Origin of the sequence: Salmonella sp. SJTUF15581 (assembly GCF_043356775.1) — a bacterium.
Lineage (GTDB): Bacteria > Pseudomonadota > Gammaproteobacteria > Enterobacterales > Enterobacteriaceae > Salmonella > Salmonella enterica.
The window spans coordinates 1-8,223 of sequence record NZ_JBEUJY010000028.1 but is presented as its reverse complement, the minus strand read 5'-3'; the positions used below and the strand labels follow the sequence as shown (position 1 = coordinate 8,223).

The following is an 8,223-nucleotide window of genomic DNA, read 5'->3' as shown; positions in this document are numbered from 1 at the left end:
GCCCGTGGCACATGGATGAAACCTACGTGAAGGTCAATGGCCGCTGGGCGTATCTGTACCGGGCCGTCGACAGCCGGGGCCGCACTGTCGATTTTTATCTCTCCTCCCGTCGTAACAGCAAAGCTGCATACCGGTTTCTGGGTAAAATCCTCAACAACGTGAAGAAGTGGCAGATCCCGCGATTCATCAACACGGATAAAGCGCCCGCCTATGGTCGCGCGCTTGCTCTGCTCAAACGCGAAGGCCGGTGCCCGTCTGACGTTGAACACCGACAGATTAAGTACCGGAACAACGTGATTGAATGCGATCATGGCAAACTGAAACGGATAATCGGCGCCACGCTGGGATTTAAATCCATGAAGACGGCTTACGCCACCATCAAAGGTATTGAGGTGATGCGTGCACTACGCAAAGGCCAGGCCTCAGCATTTTATTATGGTGATCCCCTGGGCGAAATGCGCCTGGTAAGCAGAGTTTTTGAAATGTAAGGCCTTTGAATAAGACAAAAGGCTGCCTCATCGCTAACTTTGCAACAGTGCCCATTTATGAATGTTCCTGTTATGGCTTATGTTCAAGAAAGCATTGCCCCTGAAATGATGGGCAAGGTGTTTTCCCTTTTGATGACCGCCATGACTCTTTCTATGCCGATAGGCTTACTTGTTGCAGGTCCGGTTGTTGAGGTTATAGGTGTTAATACATGGTTTTTCTGGTCTGGTGTTGCGTTGATAGTAAACGCTGTTCTCTGCCGCATTCTGACACGACGCTATGACAAAGTAACAATGAAACCGCAAGTGGACTGAAAAAAGGACCGGGTTGATGATAATTTGTAGTGGTGAGCTTCTGGGAGTACAAAACAAAGTGCTCAAAATTGTCGGGCTCATGGCGTTTAACGGTATTAATTTCGCTTATAATAATCTTTCTATAATAGCCTAAAGGAGAATATCTATGATACCTAATAGCGAAAATAAAAGAGTATGGTTTATTACCGGAGCAAGCAAGGGGCTTGGCTATGCTTTTACATGCGCCGCCTTGAAAGCCGGGGATAAAGTTGTTGCAGTTGCAAGGACTATCGATAATTTGGCGAAGCTAGAAGAAACATATCAAGAGAGCTTACTGCCATTAAACCTCGATGTTACAGATAGGGAGGCTGTTTTTTCTACGGTTGAAACAGCAGTTAAACATTTCGGTAGGCTTGATATTGTTGTTAATAATGCGGGTATCATGACTATGGGTATGATTGAAGAACTAAACGAATCCGATGCTCGGAAACTAATGGACACAAACTTTTTTGGAGCTCTTTGGGTTTGTCAGGCAGTGATGCCCTATTTGAGGTCGCAGCGTTCTGGACATATCATACAGATTACAAGCATTGGCGCTATTATCTCGGGTCCGATGTCTGGTATTTACAGTGCAAGTAAATTTGCGCTGGAAGGAATGAGTGAAGCCTTAGCAAAAGAAGCGGAACATTTCGGAGTGAAACTCACTATGGTGGAACCAGGAGGATATTGGACAGATTTATACACTTCGATGAGTTACAGCAATCCATTAGATTCATACGGTACACTGCGCGATGAGCTGGCGAAACAGTATTCCGAAGATTCGGTCGATAGTGATCCTTCCTTGGCAGCGGAAGCCCTTATGAAATTAGTAGCCAGCAATAATCCGCCTTTGAGGCTTATCCTTGGCAGCATGGTATACGATTTGGCGATGGATACCTTAAAAGCACGGATGGCTACCTGGGAAGAATGGGAAGCTGTTAGCCGTGCATCAGAAAAGGCTATTCCTGCACCGGAGAGATATGGAGTATAATACCAAACATGGTTTTTGAGGCAAGGACGAAACTATCATGAAAATTGAAATTATGGAATATAACCCGGATTGGACAAAGAATTTTGAAGAAGAGAAAATAAAATTGCTCCATTTTTTCGGTTCTCATGCCGTAGCCATTGAACATATCGGAAGCACGGCGATACCCAATCAACGGGCGAAACCGGTTATAGATATATTTATTGGCGTTTCGCCTTTTGCTGAACTACCTTTTATCAGCGCATTTTTAATGCAAAGGAGTATCACCACACTCCGACAGATATGACAGGCAGATATTTGTTTGCAAAATATACAAATGAAGTTTGGACCCATAATCTTCTTGCTTTGGTGTAGGTATAATACCCAAAAACGAAGTTTATGCGGAACAGGATAACACCTCGAAATCGGAGTTTATATGGCTTCGTGGGGGAGTTATGTGTTTGAGCTTTGTCGCATTAACGCGAATCAGGGGTTGACGGCAGAAATAGACTGGAATTACACTTCTTGGAGTCGGCGTTGCCGGAAAATTCTGATTGGATTAGTTGTTCGGGGTGCGAAAACAGTCGTAGTTCGGGGAAAAAACCGAATTTTGACCCAAAACCGCGAAAAACTCGAAATGACAGTTCCTATCAGTTTTCATAATGAATTAAAACAAAAAAATTAGGCTGCAAAGATAGGGAAAATGTGTCAATTTGCGTAAGTGATAATTAGTTAATTAAGATAAATGCTACTTTTGTAATCAAAGCAAAATGATATGAGCAAGATTTTTGGAATCGTAAATATAACCACCGATAGTTTTTCCGATGGAGGACTTTATTTAGATACAGATAAGGCAATTGAGCATGCTCTGCATTTGGTTGAAGATGGAGCAGATGTGATTGATTTGGGAGCCGCTTCCAGTAATCCTGATACAACTGAAGTGGGCGTTGTGGAAGAAATCAAAAGACTCAAACCTGTCATTAAGGCTTTAAAAGAAAAAGGCATTTCTATTTCTGTTGATACATTTAAACCTGAGGTTCAGAGTTTTTGCATAGAACAAAAGGTTGATTTTATTAATGATATTCAAGGTTTTCCTTATCCTGAGATTTATTCAGGCTTGGCAAAGTCAGATTGCAAACTTGTGTTGATGCACTCCGTTCAGCGAATTGGTGCAGCTACTAAAGTTGAAACGAATCCGGAAGAGGTTTTTACTTCCATGATGGAATTTTTTAAAGAAAGAATTGCTGCTTTAGTTGAGGCTGGTGTAAAGCGTGAACGAATTATTCTTGATCCGGGTATGGGCTTCTTTTTAGGCTCTAATCCAGAAACATCTATTCTTGTTTTGAAGCGTTTCCCTGAAATTCAAGAAGCTTTTAATTTGCAAGTAATGATTGCAGTGTCACGGAAATCATTCTTAGGTAAAATAACTGGAACCGATGTGAAATCTCGTTTAGCACCAACTCTTGCAGCAGAAATGTATGCATACAAAAAAGGTGCAGATTATCTCCGCACCCATGATGTTAAGTCTTTATCAGATGCCTTGAAAATATCCAAAGCCCTAGGTTAGTTTTATTTTTTTAGCTTTCTAAATGAATATGCTATACTTGCTCTGAAGTTGTGTTGGCGTACTTGACTTAGGTCTGGATCTTTCGAACTGTTACTAAGAGGGTAATCATAGCCAAACATAAACTGGAAATGTCCTAATTCTAAACCTGTTCCAATACCTACACTATAATCAAGAGGACTTAAACTTCCATCACTTCCAAAAGGTTTTGTGTACTTCTCTTGAGTTTTCGTAGCTAAATAGTAGTGTTTGTTGGTAAATCCAAATAATCCAATATTCAATCTTGCGACCGGGAAAGTCCTCTTGAAAGTACCACAAGTTCGCGGGATGGAGTTTTATCCCAGCTGCATCGAGAAAGGCATGCGCAGTGAGCGTGCTCTCAAGCTCGCCATCGCCGAAATGTATGTCAAAGGAGTAAGTACCCGCAGGGTCTCGGATATCGTCGAAATTCTTTGTGGCACCGAAGTCAGCTCGTCCCAGGTCAGCAGGCTGGCAAAGGAGCTCGATGAAGAGATTACGTCTTGGAAGGCGCAGCCTGTCGGACAGATTCAATACTTGGTACTTGATGCGACCTATGAATCGGTTCGCGTCGGTTCCCATGTGGTCAAGCAGGCGCTTCTAGTGGCTATTGGCGTTGATTACAGCGGGAATCGGCATATTCTTGACGCCGAAGTCGCGAACAGTGAGGCAGAGGTAAACTGGCGTTCCTTTCTCGAGGGTCTCGTACGACGAGGGATGCACGGCCTGCGAATGATCACCAGTGATGACCACTCAGGACTGCGCGCGGCAATCGATGCTGTCTTCCCTGGAATTCTGTGGCAACGCTGCCAGTTTCATCTGCAGCAGAATGCCCACTCCTACGTCACGAAAAAAGATGAGATCCCGCTGATAGCCGCTGATATTCGGAAGGTGTTCAATCGGAATATGTCAAGATAGTTTATGCCAGATTTTTGAGAGGTTTGCATCAAGCAGCCTTCGAAAGAGGACGGCATGACATTGAGACCGGCAAGGCGTCGTAGATACGCACTTTCCCAGTACGCCACCGTAAGGGGTTTTTCTCTTTGGCAGCAAGAATGGTTTGGTTTCTTTTTTCCTCGGCGCCGTAGGCGTCCGACTAACACCTGAATTAAGCCGCGCCGCGAAGCGGCGTCGGCTTGAATGAACTGTTAGATGCCAGCCCGATCAATGTGCGCTGACCTTGGATAGCAGATTTAGAACGGCGACGCCACTAACGATAAGTCCCATGCCAACGAACGCCCACAAGTCTAGTTTCTGGCCATGGAAGATCCAAGCGATAGCTGCCACAAGTACGATGCCGAGGCCAGCCCAAACAGCATAAGCAATGCCGACCGGGATGGACTTGAGTGCGAGAGAGAGGAAATAGAACGCAAGCCCGTAGCCAGCCACAACTACAACAGAAGGAACTAACTTGGTGAATCCATGGCTGGACTTCAGTGCGGAAGTTGCGACGACCTCACCAAATATTGCAATAGCCAGAAAGAGCCAGTTCTTCACGTGCAATCTCCTCTACGGTATGAAGGATAAATAGTGGTGGCTATGAGTTGCCAAAAACAGTCTTGCGGCTGTCGATTTTCTGTGAGCATACGCAACGCCAAATCTGGCATCTAACGCTTGAGTTAAGCCGCGCCGCGAAGCGGCGTCGGCTTGAACGAATTGTTAGACATTATTTGCCGACTACCTTGGTGATCTCGCCTTTCACGTAGTGAACAAATTCTTCCAACTGATCTGCGCGGGAGGCCAAGCGATCTTCTTCTTGTCCAAGATAAGCCTGTCTAGCTTCAAGTATGACGGGCTGATACTGGGCCGGCAGGCGCTCCATTGCCCAGTCGGCAGCGACATCCTTCGGCGCGATTTTGCCGGTTACTGCGCTGTACCAAATGCGGGACAACGTAAGCACTACATTTCGCTCATCGCCAGCCCAGTCGGGCGGCGAGTTCCATAGCGTTAAGGTTTCATTTAGCGCCTCAAATAGATCCTGTTCAGGAACCGGATCAAAGAGTTCCTCCGCCGCTGGACCTACCAAGGCAACGCTATGTTCTCTTGCTTTTGTCAGCAAGATAGCCAGATCAATGTCGATCGTGGCTGGCTCGAAGATACCTGCAAGAATGTCATTGCGCTGCCATTCTCCAAATTGCAGTTCGCGCTTAGCTGGATAACGCCACGGAATGATGTCGTCGTGCACAACAATGGTGACTTCTACAGCGCGGAGAATCTCGCTCTCTCCAGGGGAAGCCGAAGTTTCCAAAAGGTCGTTGATCAAAGCTCGCCGCGTTGTTTCATCAAGCCTTACGGTCACCGTAACCAGCAAATCAATATCACTGTGTGGCTTCAGGCCGCCATCCACTGCGGAGCCGTACAAATGTACGGCCAGCAACGTCGGTTCGAGATGGCGCTCGATGACGCCAACTACCTCTGATAGTTGAGTCGATACTTCGGCGATCACCGCTTCCCTCATGATGTTTAACGCCTGAGCTCAGCCGACCGAAACCGCGTAGCGGTTTTGGGTCGGCTGCAGCGATTTGTTGGGCGATAGCTTGCCACATTCTCTCAACGATTGGGATTTGATGTACTTTCCGCACTTTGTAGCGCGACCACATCATGCTCCCCCTGGCCGCGAGAGCCCTTCACTCGGGAAACACAAGACAGACCGAGCACGACTGTTGCAAGGGTCAAACAGTACACGACAACCGGCCAAGCCGTGTTGCGCGGCAACAGCGAAATGATCAACGTTCCGATGCTTCCTAGCAGTACACCGCCCAAGCAGAAGTAGACTGCCGTGACCGTTCCAGCAACATGGTCGAATCCTCGAAGAGCGCCATTGGGCGCCACAGATACCGCTGTGGCGACACCAATACCCACTAGCCACATTGGAGCAATAAAGCCTAACACGGACTGCAAATGTCAACGACGGATGAAAAGTGATCCACTTATATCTCCACCAACGGCCCAATATTGATCCACCGTTTTACTCAGGATTAGCTTCAGCTATAACCCCGGCCTTTCGTTTCTGTCTGAGTCGATAGCTTTCTCCTTTGATTTGAACGACATGTGAGTGGTGTAAGATACGGTCCAGCATCGCTGAGGTCAGTGCTGCATCACCGGCGAACGTTTGATCCCACTGCCCGAACGGCAGATTGGATGTCAGGATCATTGCGCTCTTTTCGTAACGTTTAGCGATGACCTGGAAGAACAGTTTTGCTTCTTCCTGACTGAACGGCAGATAGCCTATTTCATCAATGATGAGCAGGCGGGGGGCCATTACTCCACGCTGAAGCGTCGTTTTATAACGGCCCTGACGTTGTGCCGTAGATAACTGAAGTAACAGATCTGCTGCTGTTGTGAAGCGAACCTTGATACCTGCACGGACTGCTTCATAGCCCATCGCTATTGCCAGATGGGTTTTCCCCACACCTGATGGCCCCAGTAATACGATATTTTCATTACGTTCTATGAAGCTGAGTGAGCGTAACGACTGGAGTTGCTTCTGCGGTGCTCCGGTGGCGAATGTGAAGTCATACTCTTCGAACGTTTTCACCGCCGGGAAGGCTGCCATTCGGGTATACATCGCCTGTTTACGTTGATGACGTGCCAGTTTTTCTTCATGAAGCAGATGCTCCAGGAAGTCCATATAACTCCATTCCTGGTCTACTGCCTGTTGTGACAGCGCAGGCGCTGCGCTTATAAGGCTTTCCAGTTGCAACTGCCCGGCGAGCGCCATCAGTCGTTGATGTTGCAGTTCCATCATCACGCCACTCCTCTGCAGAATGAGTCGTAGATGGAGAGTGGATGATGCAGGGGGTGTTTATCGAAGTTCACCAGATTTTCACCAGGATGCACGTCATACTCTTTTTTCTCCGGAGGCAGTGCCAGCATGGACTGCTGCTCTTCGAGCCAGCGATCGCAGGGACGGGCCTGGATTGTTTCATGCTTTCGTTGGTTAGCGACATCGTGCAGCCAGCGCAGACCGTGGCGGTTGGCTGTTTCAACATCGACAGTGATCCCCATCGGGCGCAGGCGAGTCATTAGTGGGATGTAAAAACTGTTACGGGTGTACTGCACCATCCGTTCCACCTTACCTTTAGTCTGTGCCCTGAAGGGGCGACACAGTCGGGGAGAGAAGCCCATCTCCTTGCCGAACTGCCACAGCGAAGGATGGAACCGGTGCTGACCGGTCTGATATGCGTCACGTTGCAGAACCACAGTTTTCATATTGTCATACAACACTTCGCGCGGCACACCACCAAAGAAGCGGAACGCATTACGATGGCAGGTCTCCAGCGTGTCATAACGCATATTGTCAGTGAATTCGATGTACAACATTCGGCTGTATCCGAGAACAGCAACGAACACGTGAAGCGGTGAGCGACCATTACGCATAGTGCCCCAGTCAACCTGCATCTGTCGTCCGGGTTCAGTTTCGAACCGAACGGCAGGCTCCTGCTCCTGAGGAACCGAGAGAGAACGAATGAACGCCCTGAGAATGGTCATTCCGCCACGATATCCCTGGTCTCTGATCTCGCGAGCGATTACCGTTGCCGGGATTTTGTAAGGATGAGCATCGGCGATGCGTTGACGAATATAATCCCGGTATTCATCCAGGAGTGAAGCAACAGCAGGTCGCGGTGTATATTTTGGCGGCTCAGATTTTGCCTGCAAATAACGTTTAACGGTATTGCGGGAGATCCCCAGTTCTCTGGCAATCGCCCGGCTACTCATTCCCTGCTTGTGCAGGATTTTAATTTCCATAACTGTCTCAAAAGTGACCATAAGCTCTCCTGAATCAGGAGAGCAGATTACCCCCTGGATCTGATTTCAGGCGTTGGGTGTGGATCACTATTGCACCGTTCGTGACA

Annotated in this window: 9 protein-coding genes and 3 pseudogenes; 6 read left to right on the top strand and 6 right to left on the bottom strand. The window is 47.6% G+C overall.

Annotation, left to right across the window (positions count from 1 at the left end; genetic code table 11):
- The 5 genes and pseudogenes from ABVN36_RS24290 to sul3 form a co-directional block, all read left to right on the top strand.
- The coding region (locus ABVN36_RS24290) for an IS6-like element IS26 family transposase (RefSeq protein ID WP_032067477.1) at nucleotides 1-488 on the top strand (488 nt) is incomplete at its 5' end.
- Nucleotides 489-542: 54 nt separating this feature from the next.
- A pseudogene (locus tag ABVN36_RS24285) lies at nucleotides 543-800 on the top strand (hypothetical protein); the annotation flags it as partial.
- A 145-nt stretch (nucleotides 801-945) separates the two neighbouring features.
- Nucleotides 946-1,809 (top strand): SDR family oxidoreductase, encoded by an 864-nt coding sequence (locus ABVN36_RS24280; RefSeq protein WP_000612791.1) that lies wholly within the window; start codon nucleotides 946-948, stop codon nucleotides 1,807-1,809.
- Between the two features lie 37 nt (nucleotides 1,810-1,846).
- The gene (locus tag ABVN36_RS24275) at nucleotides 1,847-2,092 is read left to right on the top strand and encodes a GrpB family protein (RefSeq protein ID WP_001354008.1); all 246 of its coding nucleotides are present in this window, start codon (nucleotides 1,847-1,849) and stop codon (nucleotides 2,090-2,092) included.
- Nucleotides 2,093-2,560: 468 nt separating this feature from the next.
- Complete coding sequence (gene sul3 / locus ABVN36_RS24270) at nucleotides 2,561-3,352, top strand: sulfonamide-resistant dihydropteroate synthase Sul3 (protein WP_000034420.1); 792 nt, start codon at nucleotides 2,561-2,563, stop codon at nucleotides 3,350-3,352.
- 2 nt (nucleotides 3,353-3,354) lie between these two features.
- On the opposite strand, the gene ABVN36_RS24265 is transcribed toward sul3, so the two are convergent.
- Nucleotides 3,355-3,630, bottom strand: coding sequence for a hypothetical protein (locus tag ABVN36_RS24265; protein WP_109023896.1), 276 nt, complete (start codon nucleotides 3,628-3,630; stop codon nucleotides 3,355-3,357).
- Nucleotides 3,631-3,652: 22 nt separating this feature from the next.
- On the opposite strand from ABVN36_RS24265, the gene ABVN36_RS24260 reads away from it, so the two are divergent.
- Nucleotides 3,653-4,285, top strand: a complete 633-nt coding sequence (locus ABVN36_RS24260) for an IS256 family transposase (protein WP_020802982.1) — start codon at nucleotides 3,653-3,655, stop codon at nucleotides 4,283-4,285.
- Between the two features lie 246 nt (nucleotides 4,286-4,531).
- Here the strand turns inward: ABVN36_RS24260 and qac are convergent, their stop codons facing one another.
- The 5 genes and pseudogenes from qac to istA all read right to left on the bottom strand — a co-directional run bounded on the left by qac (nucleotide 4,532) and on the right by istA (nucleotide 8,137).
- Nucleotides 4,532-4,864 carry a quaternary ammonium compound efflux SMR transporter QacL gene (gene qac, locus ABVN36_RS24255; RefSeq protein ID WP_000800531.1) on the bottom strand — a complete coding sequence of 111 codons (333 nt, stop codon included), beginning with the start codon at nucleotides 4,862-4,864 and terminating at the stop codon, nucleotides 4,532-4,534.
- 122 nt (nucleotides 4,865-4,986) lie between these two features.
- Nucleotides 4,987-5,825, bottom strand: a pseudogene (aadA1, locus tag ABVN36_RS24250) (ANT(3'')-Ia family aminoglycoside nucleotidyltransferase AadA1).
- A gap of 92 nt (nucleotides 5,826-5,917) precedes the next feature.
- Nucleotides 5,918-6,268 (bottom strand): annotated as a pseudogene (locus tag ABVN36_RS24245) (chloramphenicol efflux MFS transporter); the annotation flags it as partial.
- Between the two features lie 67 nt (nucleotides 6,269-6,335).
- Nucleotides 6,336-7,118, bottom strand: a complete 783-nt coding sequence (istB, locus tag ABVN36_RS24240; RefSeq protein WP_001317493.1) for an IS21-like element IS100kyp family helper ATPase IstB — start codon at nucleotides 7,116-7,118, stop codon at nucleotides 6,336-6,338.
- Entirely contained in the window at nucleotides 7,115-8,137 is a 1,023-nt protein-coding gene (gene istA / locus ABVN36_RS24235; protein WP_000255946.1) for an IS21-like element IS100 family transposase, read from the bottom strand. The genes istB and istA overlap by 4 nt, the downstream gene beginning before the upstream one ends.
- Between the last annotated feature and the right edge of the window lie 86 nt (nucleotides 8,138-8,223).